This is a genomic window from Pseudohongiella sp., assembly GCF_040877505.1.
In the GTDB taxonomy this organism is placed as follows: Bacteria; Pseudomonadota; Gammaproteobacteria; order Pseudomonadales; family Pseudohongiellaceae; genus Pseudohongiella.
The window spans coordinates 1-20,184 of sequence record NZ_JBBDNQ010000029.1 but is presented as its reverse complement, the minus strand read 5'-3'; the positions used below and the strand labels follow the sequence as shown (position 1 = coordinate 20,184).

The following is a 20,184-nucleotide window of genomic DNA, read 5'->3' as shown; positions in this document are numbered from 1 at the left end:
CAGGCATTGCTCCTGCATCCCGTGACTCACTGCGATTCTAAATTTCAGCTAGCAAGTAGAGCTAGCATGGTTGCATCAATTACGGAAAGTACGGTTACAGAACAACGAGCCAGAGCATATATTATTCAGGTCATTAATAATGATGAACGATGAAATTCAAGGAAAACTTAGACCCATTTCGGACATATTCAAACTCGACGCCGGGAATTCTTCGTTTGGCTCAACGCTTGAAAGCGATCATTTGTTTTTATCTCAAATTACACTCTCAGAATCAGTACCCGCAGATGTGCGACAGCTATTCGAGACAGCCAAAAATTTAAGCCTCTACTCATGGTTCGTCTATCGCTTCCACCAAGTCGCGGAACTGATTGGCTTTTCGGCAATGGAAATGGCACTTAGAGAAAGATATGTAAGCGAGCTTCCAGCTGATGAAGAACCCGCAATAGGCGCTGAAAATGGGCTAAAGAAGAGACGCAGAACCCCTTCACTAAGCGCACTGCTTACCCACGCTCAGAATAAACATTGGATAACTAATCACGGATTCCCAGATTTCTACGAAATTGCCTATCGTGCCGCTCAAGCTAAAAAGAGAGACGAGATAATTCAATCCGGGGCACTGAATGTAGATGAATCAGTTGAAATTCCGTATCCAACCGAAGAAGAGATAAACGCAGCCCTTTCGTCACTAGACATCGTCGGCGGAATTGTGAAATACGCACCTATACTCAGAAACGACTTGGCACACGGTTCCGCAATGCTATTACCAGGCAGCATATCCACACTGAAAAAAATAGCAGACCTAATCAATCAGATTTTTACAAAGCCCTGACCAGCCCACCACACAATAAGTGTACGAACACCCCCTCAGACTCTGCTAGACGCTGTGTCGCGGGGTATCAAAGATCATTAGTAGCTTGAATGCTGTTGGCGTCGCCGTTGCTCAGGCCCGCTCTTATAGAGCCGACAGAAATGTCGTTTCGGACGAATTTGTAGAAAGTACTCAGCACTTCCAATCCCCAAAGGCAGAAATCGAGCTCACGCCACTTCAACACTTTAAAATCTGCTTCTTTCTTAAGCGGGAAAATCCTTTAGCGTTCTATATTAGCACTTACCTGACTCACATAGGCTCGACCGTTAAACTGGCATTCTCAGCCTATCTTTGGTTTGTACGCCGTATCTATATCGCCTAAGCTACGCAATAATGCCCCTACTTTCTCGCCACGTAGCTGCGATTTCGCCTCTTTAAGGTTCAAATGGCTGTAGTGCTTTTCGATCATTTGCACGCTAGTACCCATGTGCTCAGCAAGCGTATGAATAGCAGTGCCTTCGTGTGTAATCCTCAATGTCGCATACGTATGGCGCAAGCTATAGAGAACTCGCTTCTCGCCTGTTTTAAGGTCATGCAGCAGATTGTGATCATCCAGATACTTTTCAAACAACTTTTGGAAGCTGGTAGGCTCAGTGCCATCTTTAAGCCTAAAGACGTAGTCGTTTTGTTTTGGCGTTATGAATGATTCCAACCAGAAAGGCTGTGACTTATCAACTTCATAGTTACGCTCTGCAATCCGCTCAAGGGCCGCAATAGTCAGCCCATTGCCTAGAACAGTTCGTGTACCCGTCTTCCCGGATACTGTTACCCAGCACTCTCTCAACAGCTTCACGTCGCGTACTGGGTCGCCAGTGGGCTCGTACACAACTTGTGTACCATCCTCATTGGTATCGGAAGTCTCTCCTCTATCCAAGACCTCTCTCGTCAGCTCAATTTGGTTCCACTTCAGGCCCATTAGCTCGACTCCAGGGCGAACGCCTGTATCGATCATCACATTGACATAGTCTTTAAGAAGCAAGGCAAGCTCCTTGCTTTTGGCTTGCCTTTTTTTAGCTCCCCAAGCATCAAATCCGGCCAACAGTGCCTGTATCTCCTTAACCTCAAAAGCAGGTCTTCTATTTGCTTTTGCTCCCTTCTCAGTCCGCAGCGCTGGGCGAGCTGCTTCGGTTAGGAAGCCCCGTATTACTGCCTCATCAAACACTCTGTTCAAAGCCGCATTATGAGTCTGCAGAGTACTTCGGCTGGGTCTCTTTCGCATCAAGCCTATACGCCAATCATCGAACTGATTAATCAGGGCATAGTCGATGCTCGACATGTTGTAGTTGCCAAAGAAGGGGGTTAGGTACTTATCTACTACGGTGAGGTAGTCTTTATGCTTGCGGAGCCCTCTGTCATTCTCAGCTTCATCTTCCAGACGTTTTTTAGCTAGCTTGGCAATATCTCTAAATTTACGACTCACTACTGGGAGGCCCAATCGTTTGAGTGCCTGCCCATCATATAGAAACTCTAGCGCTTTTTTCTTAGCTGCCGGCAGGTCTGTTTCGCCAGTACTCCTGCGCTGCCACTTCTTATCGACTTTAAAGCGGCACTGCCACAAGCTACTGTGACCACGCCTATACAGGATTAGCTCATTTGGCAGGACAGCGTGTGTAGTATCAACGAGTGCAGGCATGATGCTAGGATACTCCTTGCTTTGAGAAAAAATCGCAGTCGTTGACTAGCGATACTTCATAAGCAAGATTATACTTTACTTGCACATTTTGTTGCACACTTGATTTATACTACTTTAACCAACTGTTTTAAATAATGTTATTTTATATGCGGTAAACTCATAATCCGTTTGTCCCTGGTTCGAGTCCAGGTGGGCCCACCACTATTTCTCCATTTTTTTCATCTACTTACGCTCCTTTTTGCCCATTTTTGGTGGCACAAGTGACGGACTATGCATCCGTTACTCCCGGGCATAGTCCGTTACTCCCAGATTGGCCCCGATTTGCGCTCTGCTCTTAGAAGCTGGTCCGAACAAGTCGGACCATCTCTGTTATCCCGCGCCGGACGATTTTGATGGGAAGATTCAGGCAGGATGCCGAGGTGGCATCTTTGCCGTCGAATGGGTGGCAGGCTTCGTCTGGAATCAGTGGCAACCTTGGTCTTGAATACGCACCTCAGCTCTGCCCTACTCAGGCCGCCACAGGCCACACAGGAGCACAAATCGGCCGCCAGGCAGACCTCCACTGGTCCGCTCGCGCCGGCCAAGTGCGGCACATGAGGAGTGACCTCCTGAAATCCCCGTTGTAATTCCTTGTGGCAGCATGAGTTTCTACGGACAGCTGCTGCGGAAAATGAGAGGATTACACTATCATGCCCATTTATATGTGAAGCTTACGAGGTACTTCCAGGTTCTGTCTCCTATGACGACACTAGAGGCCTTGCCATTTTCACTGCTGATGAAAAATAGCTTTCCAAAACCAAAAAAATAATCGAACATCTTACGTCCGAAACTAAGTAGCCTCTACGATGGATACCGGTGCACTCAAGCTTCTCTACACCAATGTTAGCCAAATAATCTCTAAACATTCTGCACTAGCAGAGGCTACAGGTGAAAATTTTAACGTATTCCAGATTTTGGGCCTGGAAAGCGCAGAAGTCCGGACGCATTCGGCGTTCTTGTGCGAACTCCTCAATTCAAAAGGTTCTCATGGGCAAGGTGATCGATATCTTCGACTATTCGCTGACAGATTTTCGATAGAAGATTTCCACACGCCCTCATCCACCATCGAAGTAGAAAAATATATTGGCGGTATCACTTCTGATTATGAAAATGGCGGACGCATCGATATTCTAATTAAAGACAAAGACAATCGACAGATACTAATTGAAAACAAGATCTACGCATCTGACCAAGAAAAACAATTATTGCGTTATCACCGCTTCGATCCGCATGCTCGTTTAATTTATCTTACTCTCAACGGGCTACCTCCACCCGAACGCAGCACGGGAAACACTCTGAGTAAAGATCACGTGCTGAGCCTTTCCTATAAAGATGACATTATAGGCTGGCTTGACGCATGCCTTAAGGAATCCGTATCAAAGCCTCTAATAAGAGAAACCATAACGCAGTACATCACATTAGTCAGGAATCTTACAGGTCAAATTGAGAATCAACGCATGAGTAGTGATATTAGAATGTTTATTGCTAATAACCCCGAATTACTCGACTCCATGGAAGCATGTACCAAGGAGCTTCAAGCATTGAAATTGGAAACGCAGGCCCTATTTGTTTCGAAGATGCACGCACGATTCATTTCCGGAGAAATCATGCGCACCGACGACGTATCCATTATTGCAAAATGGGACGAGGATAGTGATGGCGTTCATTTTGGTTATCAAGCAATTCAACATGGTAAGAATATCAGCGCAAATCCTGACCTTGCCACCATAGTAGCGACACTAAAAACAATTGACGGTAATTTCCATTTTCATGATTTTTGGCTAGGATGGATTAACCCTGAGCCGTTCAAATATCGAAAGCGATTTATTCAAATGGCTTCGTCAGATTTGGTGGCTTTGTATCAAGACGAAAGCCTATTAAATACTTTTGTGGATAAGATAGTTCTTCAGGAAAAGATAATAAGAGATCGACTATTAGCGTCAATCCAATCATTCAAGCTTCCTACGCAAAAAATATCGAATTCGGAATAATTTGTCGGATCAGGAAGAATGGAGCCTGGCACATATTACCATTCCGAATTTAGTCAACCAGCCTGCCTGTTGATGGAATAGTACTGTGAAATGCGCGGCTTGATATGAACCACTGACATGAAGCACGCGTCACTTTGTTACATCGGGAATTTTAATAACTGAAACTGTATTCTCACTAACCTTAACTACCAATCCACCATCTATCATTCTTATGAGGATAGACTCTGCTTCATTAAACCGCATTCGTAATAGTAACTGAATATGGGAAATTGGGTAATTTATTTCCCATTCATTGTGCTTCGCTGCTGCTAGGTAGCTATCGTACACCGCCTTTACCACATCGCTCATAATAGGTTCTCCGTGTTTAGATTCCTACATTCGACTACAATTTATTTTAATATCTATCTAGCCCGCTACTAGGACTACGTTTTTACGCGTGGCCATATTTAGACTTGCCGAGCCCATAATAGCCTAACTGGCTTTAGTGGATCCTAGCCCTCAATATTTTTTTGTATTAATTATCGATCTACAATATATTTCTTGCATGGCATATTTAAATCTTTTTCACGTAAAATCGCACCTCAAATCACAGAGTACTTAGCTAGTGCTTAGACGCCTTAATATCTACGGTAAACCTAAACAGGAACTAGGACTTTAAAACATGCGGGTATACCTTGATGATGAACGCCCTACTCCTATTGGCTGGGTACGCGCTTACTGGCCCCAAGAAGTAATCGCACTGATTGAGGCGGGCGAGGTGACCGAGGTTAGCCTAGATCACGACCTCGGCGATGACGAAAGAGGCACCGGCTATGATGTAATTAATTGGTTGGAAGAAGCTGTCGCAGTTCGAGGCCTAGTGCCGCCGAAGATCGTTGTACACTCTGCAAATTCGAGTGCACGTGTAAAAATGGAGAGCGGGATCGCAAGCATTATACGTTTCGCTCGGCGCAATTCTACTCGGTGATTGAGTAACGATCATCACCACCACCTATGTAAGCAACACCATTATTTGGATTCCTATTTAGGGGAGATATGATTACTGGAATATTTTTCCCGTTAGTTTCCGGAGAGGATTACACTACCAATCAATCTTGATCGCCAATCCAAATTCACGCTGAATAGCCTCAACGACTGGCCGTGTCGCTTTGCCCCATTGATTGGAGAATACATAGGTATTGCCATTTGAGTGAAAGAGTTGATCATCTTGTAGAAAATATTTCTTGGACCTAAACTCGAAGCCGCGCTCTGCGACCTTCTTCGTCATCGCTTCTATAACCGCATCGCTGTCCAGATGCCCTGAGAGCTCGAGCCATTTGGTTGCGGGCATCAATGATCTAATTTTTTCTATGCTTGCTCCACGGTTGATAGCGGCCTCAACAACCAAGAATGCGATCATTCTTTTTGTCATGGCCTCATGGATCTGACCGTCAACTATAATGTCCCTTTTCCTGGTATCCCTCGTGGCAACTTTCTCGATATTCTGCTGAGCTCTTTTCGCCCTCACTCCGACTTGATACCCTTCCGCCTCAGGGAGGGGGATTATTTGTTCAACATTGACTAGAAGTTCACTATTGCTTCGATACGGCTTCATGCGAATACACCGGATATCGAGCCCTTTCTCGTTGAGCCACAATACGGTCGTAGTGAGTTCGATTGAAAACTCACCCGAAGCCAAAACTATTCGCACGTCATTACCGAAGTCATCTTCGCTTGGTTCATCCCATCCAAGGAAACTAAGAATCTCTTCTTCTGCTTGCACAGCGCTCTCAGTCGAAGCATATTCAGCAAATATTTCAACAGCATCTTTAAATGTTAGCGTTGATATCATAGATGCGTAACGGAGTGCCTGGAGCTCCATGTGCCCCCCATCCTGTGTCCGCTTCAGCTCTATCACAACCAGATTAGCATTTTTATCAATCGCCAGAAGATCAATGCGGCGTTGACTGTTTGTCCATCGTCCAAACTCTTCGGCAATGACCTTCGTGCCCGGAGCGATCACGTCAATGCAGTTCTTTAGTAATCGCTGCAAATCGTAACGCTCATTGATACGCTCTAACTGGAATGTTGTCTCCGGCAGCTTTTCAAAATCATTGTCACCAAACTTGTATATCGCCATAATTTGTAATTTCCCAGTACTACGATTCCTATAGGTCTACTTCGCCCATTCTACAGTAGCATTCGGCTCTAGAGTTTGCGGCGGCGCCGGTGAAAGGCGTTGCCGTTATTAAGTTGAATTATTCTAGCAGAGTCCGCTGTCAATCTAACGGGTTTGATGTCTGTACGTCAAAGCCAATCAGCCACTGATTTCGATCATCATTTTTAATATGACACGCCACATAGATGTCTCGATCACTCAGTAATAGCACGATCATATCAGACACGATATCTGGCGCTAGCCAAAGAGCTGACGACCACTGCCTTGCGCCATGCTGCTTATGTAGCGCACCGAGACCTTTTGGCACATCTTAGACCGCGATATCAATGCCCCTGATTTTCCGGTACTTCTTGAAACCCTGTGCATCGCAGACATGACAGTCAGCAAGAGTAAGCTCAGGATTGACCTGATCATCGACGCTACCATACTGGCTAAATTGATAGATATCCGTTGGCGGGTCATCTGGATCAATGTTGCGGCAGGACAGCTCTATTGATGAGGACTGATGGTACACCTTGGTGTCAGGAGGGCTGTATTTATTGTCTCTTGCCCTTAGACTGATCATGACATTTGTCCTGATGTTGAAATCAGTAATCGCCAAGGACAAGAAAGAGTATTGTAACGTTTTTGCGGCCTTGGAAGGCATGGTCCTACTCCCAGCTGATGGCCCGATTGGAAAGCACTGGTTTTTTGCCGAGACTTTAACGTAATATCAGTGCGAATAATCTACGCATTGAACATACAGGAGATGCACAGATTCCGGTTATGGCTCAAACACGATCGTACAAACGAGGAATGGAGTTTCCGCACGAAGGGTTTGTGCAAAATTCTATCGAAGCATATTTTCGAAATGATGGATATATCTTGGTCGTCGACGGCCATGTAGACCTGCTTTGCACCCATCCAGAAACCGGTGATTCATGGCACATTGAAGCAAAGGGAGTGACTACTCAAGTGGGTCTAGACTTCAGGACCGGCCTAGGGCAACTTGTCCAATCCATGCAGCATCAAGAATACAATCATGGCATAGCGGTCCCCGACACACCGGCCTTCAGGTCCCAAATCGCTAAAGTTAGTTCCTGGGTAGTATCACTCCTCTGCATTCACTGGCTCCTAATCTCTTCAGATGGGTCAGTGCTATTAGTAGCGCCTAACGAGATCTGAATCTTATCGCCAGCGAGAAGAGTATATTTGGTTCTTGTTTTTTGAAAGTGTCTGCGGCGATAAATGCTACTATATCACATCGATATTCTTTGGGATTTTTATAATGATGCAGAGCTCATTGTGGTCATTCGTTGAATCTGACGCCCAAAAATTAGGTAGGCGTCTCGCGCGCCAAGGTATTAAAAGTATAGCTGCGATGGAATATGAACAATACCTAAGATCTACTCTTTGGAAGAAGATACGTGAATGGGTTCTAGAGCGAGATGGCGCAACTTGCACAGTTTGTCAATCTAAGCATTACAACCCCAATAAAGACGGCATGGAAATTCATCACAGGGATTACAGTATTGATACACTGGAGGGTAGGCATGATGCAATGCTCGTCACCCTATGCCCGCGATGTCATCACAAGGTTGAGCATTATGCAAATGGCGTTCGGAGAACGTCGATCCAAGAAAAGGATGTTGAACTTCAGCGCCTTATCACTCTTCACAAATCAATCGTTGAAGACGGACTTATTCTAAAAGTATTGGACGCGTCGACCCATCGAGGCAAGAAGCTCCATCTTTTCTACGCTGGGCCTCTTGAATACAATGTATTCTATACTCTAGAGGATTTTGCGGCAGGACTGATATATGGTTACTGGAATGATAATTTAAACCTGCTACGTATTCCTATCCCATTTTCCCGTGATAAATTGTTTCAGAAAACAGGAGCATGCGTCATCAATAAAGAATCGAATAAAAAGGAACTTATCGTCAAGGTTCGGAATAATGTAGTGGAGATAACTCAGCCGACCAATGCTCTGTATGACATATCTTCATACCTTCGTTCGCATATCGATTCTAGACGTTACTGGAAGCTAGATGATGCTTCGATTTTAGAGAAGCAAAGATAATTGTAATCACCCCAAAAATACGAGGCAGTTATAAGTGGAAAATTCCGATAAAGACGAATACTGGTAATTTTATAATTATATCTCCTCCATATTTATGGGAGAATTACACCACCACAACAACTAAGAATGCCAAGGGATCACAAAAATGAGTCAACCTCGGGTGGTAATTACTGGTGTTAGCCGGAGGCTCGGGCTTTATCTAGCTCAAAGTTTTTTAAATGAAGGCTGGGAGGTGATTGGAATTACACGATCCGCCAGCAAGGAACTGAGAGACTTGCAGAATAATAGCATCACAATTTTTAAAGTTAAAGAATATGATGGTGAAGCGGCTGCTAAGCTAGGTTGCACTATTGCTCAGCAGTTTGACTTTATTGATGTAATTGTTCATAACGCTTCATTCTTCGGAAGAGATGAAGACTTCTCTGATAATCCCGTTAGTTTTTTCAATAAGCTCTTTCAAGTTCATATGGCATTCCCAGCCGAGCTCAACGATAGACTGCGAAAAAACTTATCAATGAGAGCTAGTTCAGGCAACATTGTCCATATTACAGATATATATGCTGTAGATCCTTCCGAACATTTCTCCTACTATTGTGCTACCAAAGCTGGCCTTGAGAATCTAACAAAGAGCATGGCACTGAGATTTGCTCCGAATATACGAGTTAATAGCGTGCTTCCCGGACCTATTCAGTTCTTGCCTGAGCACGATTCAGCTTACAGAAGCAAAGTTTTAAGCGAAACCCCTTTGAAACAAGAAGGCGGGTTCGGCCCCATCTACCAGGCGATTTGTAGCATCATTGAGAATCCTTATATCACCGGTAGCAGTATCAAAGTTGATGGTGGCCGGTCTTTGAAAAACTGGTAGCCCATAAATTGACAAGTCTGCAATGCCTGCACTTCTATAAGCCAAAATCTCTTCAATATATTTATTCCGCTGAGAACTGAATATTTCGGGTTTAAATTTCTCAGATACCCCCATGATATCCAAGTCGGCCGGACGGTCTATTTTAGAGCTATCCGGATCCTCTCTATTCCTCCCTAAATCTTCCTCTATTAAATTAAGCGCTAATTTGACCTTTTCGATACTCATATCGGATTGAAATATGCAAAGCGAATTAATAAATATTGACTGACTTTTAATACCCTCCGGAATTGTATACACACAAGGATAACAGATAATCTCACCATATTTTTGGCTGAGCTGCTTTATTATACGAGCGATATTAAATTCCGGCGCGACATTGCTTCCAATAGACAGATAATAGAGCATTATCTCAGCAACTTTCGAATGTAAGCGCCAACGAAAACGGTTGTGCACAATAGGCCTAAGAATGATTCGAATGTTACAATGGCAGCGGTTTTACCACTCGGATCGTAATCGCTCCAATCACCGAAGAACGAACTTATAAAACTCTGGGTGCTAATTGAAATACTGTGCAAAAAAGACGAACCTGGGTCTAGTGCTTGGAATACGAGAGAAAATATGCCAACTATAAAAAGAGATGATAAGGCTATGTTTCTTAGGCGTACGCCCCACCCAAAGATTCGGCCGAGGAGGACTTTCGCGAACCATTTGGATTGATGGTAATCCCGCATATGAAAGAAAGCGACGTCCTCTAAATCTAACTGCCCAGTATCCGCTAACCAATGCTTTAGAGAACAGTACTGATCACCCAGCAGTCGATCCTCTGTTGACTGAAGGATCTCGAATTTAGCGGGTTGAAAGAATCGACGCTTAGCGCCTCCAAAAAGTAGATCAGCAGGGTAAAACAGAAAGCGTGAGGTTGTATAACGCACCAGTGATATTCTCATTTCTCGGCCTAACTTGTTATTCTCAAAATGCGTCATCCCCCCGGTGGCACTTCCCGACAGGTCGACCAATCCATCGAGTCTATTTTCGATCAGCTTTAGGTGACGGCCTACACTAGCACTCGCACAATCTATAGATCCTATGGAACTGAATTCTATTATTAAGTCACTAGTTAGAGATAAGTCAACAAACGAAATATATGACGCCCTTAGCTTTTCGATTTGAACCGAATGGGCATCAAGGCTACATACGGTAAGCTCCTCTGCGATATCGATATTTCCTATTCTAATCAGTCCTTGGACCTTTGTCTTATTAGCAGATTCATTTTTATACAGCTCTTTCCCTATAATCAACTTACCAAGTAGAGGTTGACGAGCTGGCTCGACGCTTTCATCCTGCCGCCCTAGGAGCTGAATTTCCGAGTTGAAATACCCACCTATTGATACGACGCCTGGGACATGTAGTTCGTTAAGCCAAAAAAAATCAGAACCTCCTTGAATACCTAAGTCTAGATAAAGATTATCGGCCATCATGCCACGAAATGAGGCACCACCTTCCCCGGTAAAATTCGCCCCTTCGAGGTGTACATTTCCATCTATTCGGCATGACTTCAGTGAGAAGTGTTTTTTAAATGAACTATTGCAGAGCCACAAATCGCCTATTGTTTTACATCTGATTAGTCTAAAATTCTCTACGAATTCGCAGGAAAGAAAGGCAACACAACGATTGCATTCTATATCTGCCAGTTCGATATCTTCAAATATGCAATTGATAAAGATAAGCGGAGCGGTTATGCTTTCATCTACGAGAAGGTCGCGCAAGGTACTTACAGCGACTTTTTCATTCTCTATTGTCTTGGTCGCACCCGATTCAATTCTCCCTTTCCTGTTACATGAATTAAAAGATAAGCCGCGGAAGTTACTAACTGCGTTATAGTAAACCTCTGCTTCCAACTCATCTCCAACTTCGAGTGCACGGATCCCATGTTTTTGTAATTCATGCCAGTAAACAAAGTGAAGGCAATTACTTTGGCCTCTCACGAGCGCGAAAAAATGATTCTTTTTGTCATAATAGACAGTGCTATAATTAGCGATCATGAAGCTCGAATTCCATTCCTTGTGCGGCCAGCCCCCTAAAATCTTGTTTTACTTTATCCTCGAATTTACGCCAAGTATCTTCATAACTCATCAGATAGAGCTTTTGACGAATGGAGGATGGATACCATTTAAGTAGAGATTCCAAAGTAGCATGGACAGGATTTTCAGCAGTGAAAGTAACATCATGAAAACCGACGCGGAAGTCCAGGCATTCAATCAGCTCAGGAATGGCAGTTGTGTCGGTCGTGTATAAAATATCATTATTAATTAATAGCCCAAACGCAGGTTTACCCGGTGTATGCTTGACAGGTAATAACTGATAGTAATTACCGAATATTTCGAACTCCAATCTATCCAGCTGATAAACTTCGAAATAGTCCTCCAGCGCAGCCGGCCCTTCCCCTAACAGCCCTAGAGAACCTTTTAGTGTTTCATGCCAGAGCTCTCTATATAGGCTGTGATGAAAAAATAGTTTGATTCTCTTTTTGTACTTAAATAAAGCTTCATAGGCAACGCGTTCTAGGCCGAAGACATGATCTCCATGCACATGAGAAATATAAATTGCGTCTATATCGGAAATTGAAAGGTCTTGAGCGTAAAGGGCGTGTTTAACTGTGTGCCCACAGTCTATCAAGAGATTTCCGGCTTCCGAAAGTACGGCTGCATTATTATTGAAGTGTTCGAGAGACTCGGAGTGGCCACACCCCAAGATCTTAAACATACTACCGGTAAACATAGTAGGGTTTATCCGTTGCCTTTTCGATAAATATGTAGCCATGAGTCATTTCAGCGAGATCCAAATAGAGGTATGGGACACTGTCAAAGGTGGTTTCGGGGTGGTTTTGAGTCAAAAAGTTAATCGCTTCGTACATGTCTGCCCAACTTTTACCGTTGTAATCGGAGTCAAATGGGACAAGTCGGTGACGCAAGAACTCTGGTAGGGGTTTAAATATCTTAATCTGCATAGAATTTGTTCTCTGCTGTAATACTTGAATTCACATTAGAAGTGTAACCAACTAATGAAGGCTAAGGAAGCTGAAGATCGGCTTAATTGCAATTGCCGGATTGAAGGTGGTACACCGGTATTTTAGCGGCCAACTTCCAATAGCCCGGTCGGCAGTTTCAACTTCTGGCTTGTAGAACAGTTACTTAGGGGGCATCCATAAGACATACTTCAACCCAACTGATTTGGGGTCTGATTTGTAACTCATAGCAAAGTGGAAGCCACCATCCTAGCCGTATGTCCATTGCGCAGACGTCATCACCCCCAGTCACATATCACCACACTCTGCATCACCTGGTGTTGGTGGTGCACGCGATTCAATGAAAATAACCTCATGGCGACCTGAATCCCCACCAGTTTTATAGAGCCCCTTTAGCGCTACAATGAAGCTAAATTGATAAAAGTTCTTTTTTTAATCAACCAAAAGCCTCGTTGGCGCTAGAAGTGTCCGGGAAACCGGGATCAGTCCACTGGCTAATGGGTGGTGTTCGGTTTGGCAGGGGCAGCTACAGATGCCCAGTTGGGCAAGATGTCGCGAGAGCTGGAAACATAATCGCGAAAGCCATTAGATCTTGCGACGCCCTTAGATCGGTATCCTCGAACCAACCACCATAATTTGATGGTAAATTTCTATTAAAGTTAGCGCTTTCGTCGCCGACATATCCAAAGATACTCGCTCTTCTAACACTGGCGCCCTGCTCCCGAACTAAAGGATTGGAGAGTAATATGAATAAGAAAAATCACGGCAATTCGTTTTTAAGATACTTTCCTTTGTTCAGCCTCGCAATATCCCACTGAGCTACTACTTCACTAAACTCTTCCGCGTTGCCGGATTTCCGCAGAACTCCCGGCTCGATAGGCCGCGATTAAAGAAAGGAATCACATCCTATGAATTCACCGAGCGCCATAATCACTATGCTCGTACTGGGGCTTTCGCAGTCCTTGCCCGCCATCGCCAAACAATCCGGAAATATTAATGAAGGCTATCGCATCGATACCACTCAACGCTCAACGGTCAGTCTGTTCTATAGGACAGTGTTTCGTTCTTCCGAGGGAGTCGACAGCGGCTGGAACGGCAATATTCAAGGCTGTGATGCGGGCGATACCAGTGCTGAATACAAATCTGCTGTACTCAGGCGCATCAACTGGTTTCGCGCCATGGCTGGAGTACCCGCCAATGTCGAACTAGATCCGGAGCTCAATGCCAAGGCGCAACAGGCAGCGCTGCTGATGTCTGCAAATAGATCCCTGAGCCATTATCCACCGTCCGACTGGACATGTTTTGGCTCTGATGCAAGCGAGGCCGCAGCTAAATCTAATCTCGCCTTGGGAAATGCAGGGCCAGATGCGATGGTTGCATATATGGAGGACTACGGAGACACCAATTCAGCGGTAGGTCACCGGCGCTGGCTCCTGCATCCGAAGACGCTACGAATGGGAACCGGAGATGTTTTTGGCAGCTTGCCCAGCAATACCCATTGGGTGGTCTCTTCTACACACAATTTACCCCGGCCTGCGGTACGCGATGATTTTGTGGCCTGGCCCCCGCCCGGTCATGTGCCATTTGATATGGTATTTCCCCGTTGGTCCATTTCCTATCCCAAGGCAGATTTCTCTGGAGCTACTGTCAGCATGAGTCTTGGCGGCGTCCAAGTACAAGTTCAACTGGAAACGGTACGCGATGGTCCTGGTGAGAATACACTGGTCTGGCTCGCCGATGGGTACGCAGATGGCGAACGATGGGAGAAGCCATCCGGCGACACGAAATATGAAGTACTCGTCGAGAATGTCATCATAGGCGGCAAACCCATAACCTTTTCTTACAACGTTACGGTTTTCGATCCCGAACAGGACATCGAAACCCCCACCATCATCGCCGAGGTAGGCATACAGGAGAATTCATCCGCCCTTGTATTCGAGACCAGCATCAAAGAAGGTGCTCTCCAATATCAGTGGCGACAGTCCATGCTGTCACCGTTTACGCTGCATGACACGGCGGATAATGGGTTATTGAATTTCAAAGTGAGTCATAATTCAGGCTATCATCCCCATATTGATGCCGATAGCAACGGAGAGTCCTATTTCCGTCTGGCCCACCCAAGCGGTACTCGCCCTGGCAATGTCGAGTCCCTTGAACTACGCGAGGAGCTGCTTGTAGGTCCGGGCTCGCAACTTCAATTCAAAAGTCGCATGGGCCTGTCTACGAACAATCAGATCGCATCTGTCGAAATCTCTCTCGATAGTGGCATGAACTGGCAGTCTATCTACCTAAGAGAGGGAGACAGACTGCGAGAGCCCTTATTTTCAGAGAAATCTGTATCATTGGCGCCATGGCAAGGACGGGTGGTCCGTTTGCGCTTCCAATATTCTGTCGAATGCAATGCCAGTTGTTCTTTCTATCTGTACGAGGAAGGAAGCAGTCATTGGGATATCGATGATGTTCGCCTGTCCGGCGTGGAAAAAGCGTCTGAGCTTGCCCGAAGCTTACCCTTATCAGAGCCGCAAGTCGCGTTTACTCCAGCCGAGGCGGGCAGACAGTTGCTGCAGTCACGAGCGGGTATGTATGGACAATTCGACAATTGGGGTAGCGCCTACGTCCTCTCCGTGAGTGCATCGCAACTGAAACCGGACAGCACTGCTCAAATGGTAATTCAGCCCACGCCCGGCCCAGTAGAGCCGATTCCTGGTGTTGACGCGTGGCTCGGGCACTATAACGGCGTGTCACCTGACCCAGCGCTGGGCCTGCAATACAACAATATCGGAATTCTGGATCTATCCACGCTTAAAGCTTATTCCTGTGTCCGCTTCCTTGCGAACGGAGAACCTAGCGTTATGGATGGTGTTGAGCAAATGGACATTATTTTCGATCCCGTTTCGCTACAGAACGGCACGATTCAAGTCAGTATTGCGAGAGCCTTCAATCAAGGAAATGCTTTGACTGAATCAGCTGAGTGGCCTGACTGCAGTGGAACCTTCGATATGAACACGGGAGTATATGCAGATACTTTGCAGGTCGGAGATCAGGTCTTCCGCACGGAATTCGCTCTAAGAGACGACACTTTGCTTATATTTGAATTGCTTACTGCAGACGAAGTGCTGCCATGAGGCTGGTTGATTGATTACGGCGGGAACAGCAGTGTCCCGCCGGTGTCATGATTTGTTTTTCAGTATATCTTTTCTTCATATCGGAATTTCCACACCGCGAGGTTAAGTGTAAATCTCATCAACATCTTGGTTCTAAATTTGTGGGGTAAGGTCAGCCCGGAAACAATGCTCATCGCAATTCAGCCAACGGCTCGGAAAAAGTTCGGAGTTCGGTCTGAGGAAAATTCTGCCAACTCTTACACTTAGCAGGTTCGGTGGGGTTCGATGAGGCAAGAAAAGTTCGGAATAAGTTCGGTTTGAGGCAAATTTAGAGATACGAAATCAGTATATTTTTTAGCTTTCTTCAGCTAACTGCACCGAACTTCGTCGATTTGCGCTTACTCATAATCCGTTTGTCCCTGGTTCGAGTCCAGGTGGGCCCACCAATTTATATTAACAATATCAATGTATTACAGTTATACTGACGCTTTAAAATACGTCACTTGTTGCTTGCACACCGCTTGCACACTCCTTTTTCCTTCTTGCACACCTTTTTGTTTGTAGTGCCGCACATCCTGAAGAGCCCGAGACACGCGGCTCAGCCTTAGCTAGCGCTATAAACACCGACTAGTTTCCGCACAAGACCATCTGCCCTTTCCTATCTTAAAGGCTCTTTTGAAATGACCGTGAAAACGGGGTAGAACCCTCTCCATTCACTAGTGCTATGAGTATAGATTACAAAAGCACCTTCCTCCTTCGACACACCCCGTAAAATCGGGGTGGAACCCTCTCATTGAATATTAATTGAAATATATTGCTACTTAAGGGAATTCTGACAATTCGGCTACTAAAAAATCAACGGATGCTCTGACTTTTTTTAAACTATATTTGGGTCGATGATATAAAAGGAAGATACCTCCGTTATCGTTACGGGATATTGATAACTGCCCATCTTCAAGGATAATTTGCGTTAATCTTCCATCGGCTAATGGTTCTCTTATGCCCCATTCGGGTAACAATGCGAGACCTCCGCCTGAAATCGCTTCGTTAACCAAGGTATCCCCTTGATTACTGATAAAAGAAGCCTGGGTGTGCAACTCTTTCCATCCATGCTGCATGTTAGCTTGCCAATTCAAGATGCCACTGGGCGCTCGATATAATAGTGTTTGATGTTTGAGAATATCAGAAACTGTTTGTGGTATTCCGTTCTTCAAAAGGTAGTCAGGTGATGCAACCAGTAAAAATTGATTGTTGGAAAGCCTACGAGCAACGGCTCGATCTGGAGGGTTCGTTGTCGCTCGAATAGCAATATCAATCTGATTATGCGCCAAGTTAGAGACATGATCAGTCATCTCTACATCCACAACTATATTTGGGAAGCGTTTTCTTAATTTTGCTAATGCAGGCTCTAGGCAGAATCGACCATAGCCAGGGATTGCCGAGATTTTCAAAACTCCAGATGGAATATCTGAGTGTTGTTCTATCAAATTATCTGCATCATCCAAAGCCTGGACTGCTGGACTGATTTGTTCAAGATAGAGAGCTCCCAGCTCTGTCATTTGAACCACTCGAGTCGATCGCTGTATCAATAAAACACCAAGCTGAATCTCAAGATCCTGAATACGCCTTGAAACAGAAGACGCAGGCACGCCTAAAACCTTAGCAGCTCCAGAAAAACTTCCCGTTTCTGCCACTTCTAAAAAATATTTAAGCGCTCGCAATTTATCCATTTATTCCTTAGATGTAAAAAACAGCCATTATTGTCTTAAAGACAATTCTGATTGACTATTCTTAGTATTTAACTAAATATTCGATCGTATTATATTATTATAAACAATAATTGAAAGCACGAAAATAAAGGTTGAATAATGGGTAACAATTCTTTGGCAACTTCAATCAAAGAAATACTTGGACGAGTTTTTTGCTGGAGTACTATTTTATTAGTAATGCTTACTTCACCGAACATAATTGCCGCTACTACTGGAGAACCAACACCAGCAGGATTTCTGCCTCACTTTGAGAGCTTAATCACCCTGGCGATCGTTTTTTTTGCGGGCATAATTGCTTGGTTGTTAAACCATAGTTCAGCAACGTTCCGGGCAACAGGTACAAGCTTTTCTGCACTGGCATGTATTGCCGTTGTGGTATGGTTTTATTTCGCCCTGCAAACTGGCGTGTTAGACAATCCTAAGCCTCATCAGGTACCGATGGATGCTGCAAAACCTGTCTTAATGTGGATCCAGATAAGTGTCTTTCTGATAGCCGGTTTAACGTTATTCGTGGTGGCATTTAACCAAAGTAAAAGCCAGGAAATACTCACACTAACGGCACACAACGAAACCAACCGTTATGGACAAGTGTCACGTATGCTGCATTGGATAACTGCCATTTTGTTCATTTTTCTTATTCCAACAGGCATATTTTCTTCAATGATCCCTGAAGATGCCTGGTATCGAACCGAATATAGTATCGTACACAAAACGATCGGACTTATTGTCTTTGGGCTTTTTATCGCCAGAATAATTTGGAACAAAAAATCGAAACGCCCAGATCTGGATAATTCGTTGAAGCCAAAAGAGCAAAAAATGGCACACATGGCTCACATTGCGTTATATGTGTTGCTTTTTTTCATCCCAATTACGGGATATATAATGACAAGCCTGCATGGCTATTCGTCGTGGTTCTTTATTTGGGAGATAGAGCCTTTTTTATCAGAAAGTCCAGCTTATCAATTCTGGGGGTTTTTTCACAAATATCTGCTTCAATATCTTGTATATATCATCCTTGGCGGCCACATTTTAGGTGCATTGAAACATCACTTTATAGATAAGCATACCAAAGCACTAAAACGCATGGTTTCCTAACGAACCTAATCTTTGTTAAAAAATACCCTGTTCAAGCGCCTCTGGCTCGTGACTCGGGGTATATGGATTTAAATCAAAAGTACTGAAAAATGATGCAAGCGCAAAACTAAGGAGAACACAAAATGACTTCAGGAAAACAACTTTTCAGCACACTGGCGGATGGCATACTAACCGTAGAGATTCTAGAAACAAACTACTCTGATCCTACAGGAAACCAGGTGCTGGTTAAGATGGAAGCCGCTCCTATCAATCCATCTGACCTGGCCCTTCTTACCGGTGCTGCAGATCTCGAAAACGCTGAATATTCAGACGGAAAATTCGTCGCAAGCATGCCGGAGCCTTTCTACAGTGCTCAGAAGGGGCGCCATGGCTTACGTCTTCCTGTTGGCAATGAGGGAGCAGGCACTGTGGTCGCTGCAGGTGAAGACGAAGCCGCACAGGCATTGATAGGTCAGCGAGTTGCCTGCGTACCGGGATCGGCTTATTCACAGTATTGCGTTGTCGATGCCAGCATGTGTCTCCCGCTGGGAGATATCTCCTCTGAAGACGGCGCATCTGCCTTCGTTAATCCAATGACTGCTCTTAGCTTCGCCGAAACCGCAAGGGCGGAAGGGCACAACGCCATTATTCATACCGCTGCCGCCTCAAATCTGGGCCAGATGCTGATCAGGATCTGTCAGGAAGATGATATTGCCTTGGTCAACATTGTACGCAAGCCAGAGCATGTCGAGCTACTCTCGAATATGGGTGCAAAGCATGTTGTTAATTCCTCTGATGAGGATTTCGCCGACCAACTGCGCGGAGCCATCGACAGCACCGGTGCCTACCTGGGCTTTGATCCCATTGGTGGCGGACAAACAGTGGATAGCTGCTTCAGGGCTATGGAACAAGTTGCTGTAAAATATATGGACGAATATTCACGCTACGGTTCTAACCAGCAAAAGAAAATGTACATCTACGGTCGACTGGACATGGGGCCTACTATTCTGACCCCAGCCTATGGCTTTGGCTGGACTTTGTCAGGTTGGCTGCTATTTCCTTTCCTGCAAAAAGCAGGTACGGAAACGGCGGCGCGCATGCGCCAACGTGTGCTGAGTGGCCTGACGTCTACATTTGCCAGCTCATACAAGAGCAAGGTCACTTTGGAAGAGATGTTAACGAAAGAAGCTGTGACGGATTATCGTTTAATGAAGACGGGTGAAAAGTATCTGGTTACACCACAGGAGTAATTGAGTCATTGGGCATATTTAGTCCATAGACCAATTAACCGACGTCACATCATGATTGAGTAGCAGCGCAAAATAGAGCCCGATAAACCTTTGAGCCAATATAGTAGGCCATTCACCAAACACAATATGCAGCTCGGAAAACGTTCGGAGTTTGGTTGGCGAGACCCCCTGTCAGTTCTTCCACTTAGCAGGTTCGGTCGGAGCAAAGTTCGGGGAAAGAGTTCGGTATACGGTCGGTTTCGGTGCGGAGAAGTGATATTAAATAAAATAATTTGTTAGCTTTCTTAAGCTTACCGCGCCGACCTGCTCTGACTCATAATCCGTTTGTCCCTGGTTCGAGTCCAGG

15 protein-coding genes and 1 pseudogene are annotated in these 20,184 nt (G+C 45.0%); 8 read left to right on the top strand and 8 right to left on the bottom strand.

Features of this window, described 5'->3' with window-relative positions:
* The first annotated feature begins 139 nt into the window (after nucleotides 1–139).
* On the top strand, nucleotides 140–829 hold the full coding sequence (locus WD071_RS10850) for a hypothetical protein (RefSeq protein WP_368048397.1): 690 nt from the start codon (nucleotides 140–142) through the stop codon (nucleotides 827–829).
* A gap of 319 nt (nucleotides 830–1,148) precedes the next feature.
* Here WD071_RS10850 and WD071_RS10845 read toward each other — a convergent pair whose 3' ends face one another.
* Entirely contained in the window at nucleotides 1,149–2,501 is a 1,353-nt protein-coding gene (locus WD071_RS10845) for a tyrosine-type recombinase/integrase (protein WP_368048396.1), read from the bottom strand.
* An 845-nt stretch (nucleotides 2,502–3,346) separates the two neighbouring features.
* Between WD071_RS10845 and WD071_RS10840 the strand changes: the two genes are divergently transcribed.
* On the top strand, nucleotides 3,347–4,531 hold the full coding sequence (locus tag WD071_RS10840) for a PD-(D/E)XK nuclease family protein (protein WP_368048395.1): 1,185 nt from the start codon (nucleotides 3,347–3,349) through the stop codon (nucleotides 4,529–4,531).
* Nucleotides 4,532–4,660: 129 nt separating this feature from the next.
* Here the strand turns inward: WD071_RS10840 and WD071_RS10835 are convergent, their stop codons facing one another.
* A complete protein-coding gene (locus WD071_RS10835) occupies nucleotides 4,661–4,879 on the bottom strand; it encodes a hypothetical protein (protein WP_368048394.1) in 219 nt (72 codons plus the stop codon).
* Between the two features lie 313 nt (nucleotides 4,880–5,192).
* On the opposite strand from WD071_RS10835, the gene WD071_RS10830 reads away from it, so the two are divergent.
* The gene (locus WD071_RS10830; RefSeq protein ID WP_368048393.1) at nucleotides 5,193–5,498 is read left to right on the top strand and encodes a cyclic-phosphate processing receiver domain-containing protein; all 306 of its coding nucleotides are present in this window, start codon (nucleotides 5,193–5,195) and stop codon (nucleotides 5,496–5,498) included.
* Nucleotides 5,499–5,612: 114 nt separating this feature from the next.
* Here WD071_RS10830 and WD071_RS10825 read toward each other — a convergent pair whose 3' ends face one another.
* A complete protein-coding gene (locus WD071_RS10825; RefSeq protein WP_368048392.1) occupies nucleotides 5,613–6,650 on the bottom strand; it encodes an endonuclease NucS domain-containing protein in 1,038 nt (345 codons plus the stop codon).
* Between the two features lie 349 nt (nucleotides 6,651–6,999).
* A complete protein-coding gene (locus WD071_RS10820; RefSeq protein ID WP_368048391.1) occupies nucleotides 7,000–7,335 on the bottom strand; it encodes a hypothetical protein in 336 nt (111 codons plus the stop codon).
* Between the two features lie 621 nt (nucleotides 7,336–7,956).
* Here WD071_RS10820 and WD071_RS10815 point away from each other — a divergent pair.
* Together WD071_RS10815 and WD071_RS10810 are read left to right on the top strand one after the other, a co-directional pair.
* Entirely contained in the window at nucleotides 7,957–8,751 is a 795-nt protein-coding gene (locus WD071_RS10815) for an HNH endonuclease (RefSeq protein ID WP_368048390.1), read from the top strand.
* Nucleotides 8,752–8,896: 145 nt separating this feature from the next.
* On the top strand, nucleotides 8,897–9,616 hold the full coding sequence (locus WD071_RS10810; RefSeq protein ID WP_368048389.1) for an SDR family oxidoreductase: 720 nt from the start codon (nucleotides 8,897–8,899) through the stop codon (nucleotides 9,614–9,616).
* A gap of 117 nt (nucleotides 9,617–9,733) precedes the next feature.
* Here WD071_RS10810 and WD071_RS10805 read toward each other — a convergent pair.
* The 3 genes and pseudogenes from WD071_RS10805 to WD071_RS10795 form a co-directional block, all read right to left on the bottom strand.
* Nucleotides 9,734–10,021, bottom strand: a pseudogene (locus WD071_RS10805) (2-amino-4-hydroxy-6-hydroxymethyldihydropteridine diphosphokinase); the annotation flags it as partial.
* Nucleotides 10,021–11,658, bottom strand: a complete 1,638-nt coding sequence (locus WD071_RS10800; RefSeq protein ID WP_368048388.1) for a hypothetical protein — start codon at nucleotides 11,656–11,658, stop codon at nucleotides 10,021–10,023. The gene WD071_RS10800 and the pseudogene WD071_RS10805, both read right to left, overlap by 1 nt.
* A complete protein-coding gene (locus tag WD071_RS10795) occupies nucleotides 11,648–12,394 on the bottom strand; it encodes an MBL fold metallo-hydrolase (RefSeq protein WP_368048387.1) in 747 nt (248 codons plus the stop codon). Before WD071_RS10795 ends, WD071_RS10800 begins: the two co-directional genes overlap by 11 nt.
* Nucleotides 12,395–13,549: 1,155 nt before the next feature.
* Between WD071_RS10795 and WD071_RS10790 the strand changes: the two genes are divergently transcribed.
* The gene (locus WD071_RS10790; RefSeq protein ID WP_368048386.1) at nucleotides 13,550–15,766 is read left to right on the top strand and encodes a CAP domain-containing protein; all 2,217 of its coding nucleotides are present in this window, start codon (nucleotides 13,550–13,552) and stop codon (nucleotides 15,764–15,766) included.
* A gap of 800 nt (nucleotides 15,767–16,566) precedes the next feature.
* Here the strand turns inward: WD071_RS10790 and WD071_RS10785 are convergent.
* On the bottom strand, nucleotides 16,567–17,475 hold the full coding sequence (locus tag WD071_RS10785; RefSeq protein WP_368048385.1) for a LysR family transcriptional regulator: 909 nt from the start codon (nucleotides 17,473–17,475) through the stop codon (nucleotides 16,567–16,569).
* 138 nt (nucleotides 17,476–17,613) lie between these two features.
* On the opposite strand from WD071_RS10785, the gene WD071_RS10780 reads away from it, so the two are divergent.
* Nucleotides 17,614–18,609 (top strand): cytochrome b, encoded by a 996-nt coding sequence (locus WD071_RS10780; protein ID WP_368048384.1) that lies wholly within the window; start codon nucleotides 17,614–17,616, stop codon nucleotides 18,607–18,609.
* A 122-nt stretch (nucleotides 18,610–18,731) separates the two neighbouring features.
* Complete coding sequence (locus tag WD071_RS10775) at nucleotides 18,732–19,838, top strand: zinc-binding dehydrogenase (protein WP_368048383.1); 1,107 nt, start codon at nucleotides 18,732–18,734, stop codon at nucleotides 19,836–19,838.
* The last annotated feature ends 346 nt before the right edge of the window (nucleotides 19,839–20,184 follow it).

Excerpts from the sequence above, each read along its gene's own strand:
- WD071_RS10810 (WP_368048389.1), top strand. The coding sequence starts at position 8,897 with ATGAGTCAACCTCGGGTGGTAATTACTGGTGTTAGCCGGAGGCTCGGG.
- WD071_RS10815 (WP_368048390.1), top strand. The coding sequence starts at position 7,957 with ATGATGCAGAGCTCATTGTGGTCATTCGTTGAATCTGACGCCCAAAAA.
- WD071_RS10830 (WP_368048393.1), top strand. The coding sequence starts at position 5,193 with ATGCGGGTATACCTTGATGATGAACGCCCTACTCCTATTGGCTGGGTA.
- WD071_RS10785 (WP_368048385.1), bottom strand. The coding sequence starts at position 17,475 with ATGGATAAATTGCGAGCGCTTAAATATTTTTTAGAAGTGGCAGAAACG.
- WD071_RS10775 (WP_368048383.1), top strand. The coding sequence starts at position 18,732 with ATGACTTCAGGAAAACAACTTTTCAGCACACTGGCGGATGGCATACTA.
- WD071_RS10845 (WP_368048396.1), bottom strand. The coding sequence starts at position 2,501 with ATGCCTGCACTCGTTGATACTACACACGCTGTCCTGCCAAATGAGCTA.
- WD071_RS10835 (WP_368048394.1), bottom strand. The coding sequence starts at position 4,879 with ATGAGCGATGTGGTAAAGGCGGTGTACGATAGCTACCTAGCAGCAGCG.
- WD071_RS10825 (WP_368048392.1), bottom strand. The coding sequence starts at position 6,650 with ATGGCGATATACAAGTTTGGTGACAATGATTTTGAAAAGCTGCCGGAG.
- WD071_RS10800 (WP_368048388.1), bottom strand. The coding sequence starts at position 11,658 with ATGATCGCTAATTATAGCACTGTCTATTATGACAAAAAGAATCATTTT.
- WD071_RS10840 (WP_368048395.1), top strand. The coding sequence starts at position 3,347 with ATGGATACCGGTGCACTCAAGCTTCTCTACACCAATGTTAGCCAAATA.
- WD071_RS10795 (WP_368048387.1), bottom strand. The coding sequence starts at position 12,394 with ATGTTTACCGGTAGTATGTTTAAGATCTTGGGGTGTGGCCACTCCGAG.
- WD071_RS10790 (WP_368048386.1), top strand. The coding sequence starts at position 13,550 with ATGAATTCACCGAGCGCCATAATCACTATGCTCGTACTGGGGCTTTCG.
- WD071_RS10780 (WP_368048384.1), top strand. The coding sequence starts at position 17,614 with ATGGGTAACAATTCTTTGGCAACTTCAATCAAAGAAATACTTGGACGA.
- WD071_RS10820 (WP_368048391.1), bottom strand. The coding sequence starts at position 7,335 with ATGCCTTCCAAGGCCGCAAAAACGTTACAATACTCTTTCTTGTCCTTG.
- WD071_RS10850 (WP_368048397.1), top strand. The coding sequence starts at position 140 with ATGATGAACGATGAAATTCAAGGAAAACTTAGACCCATTTCGGACATA.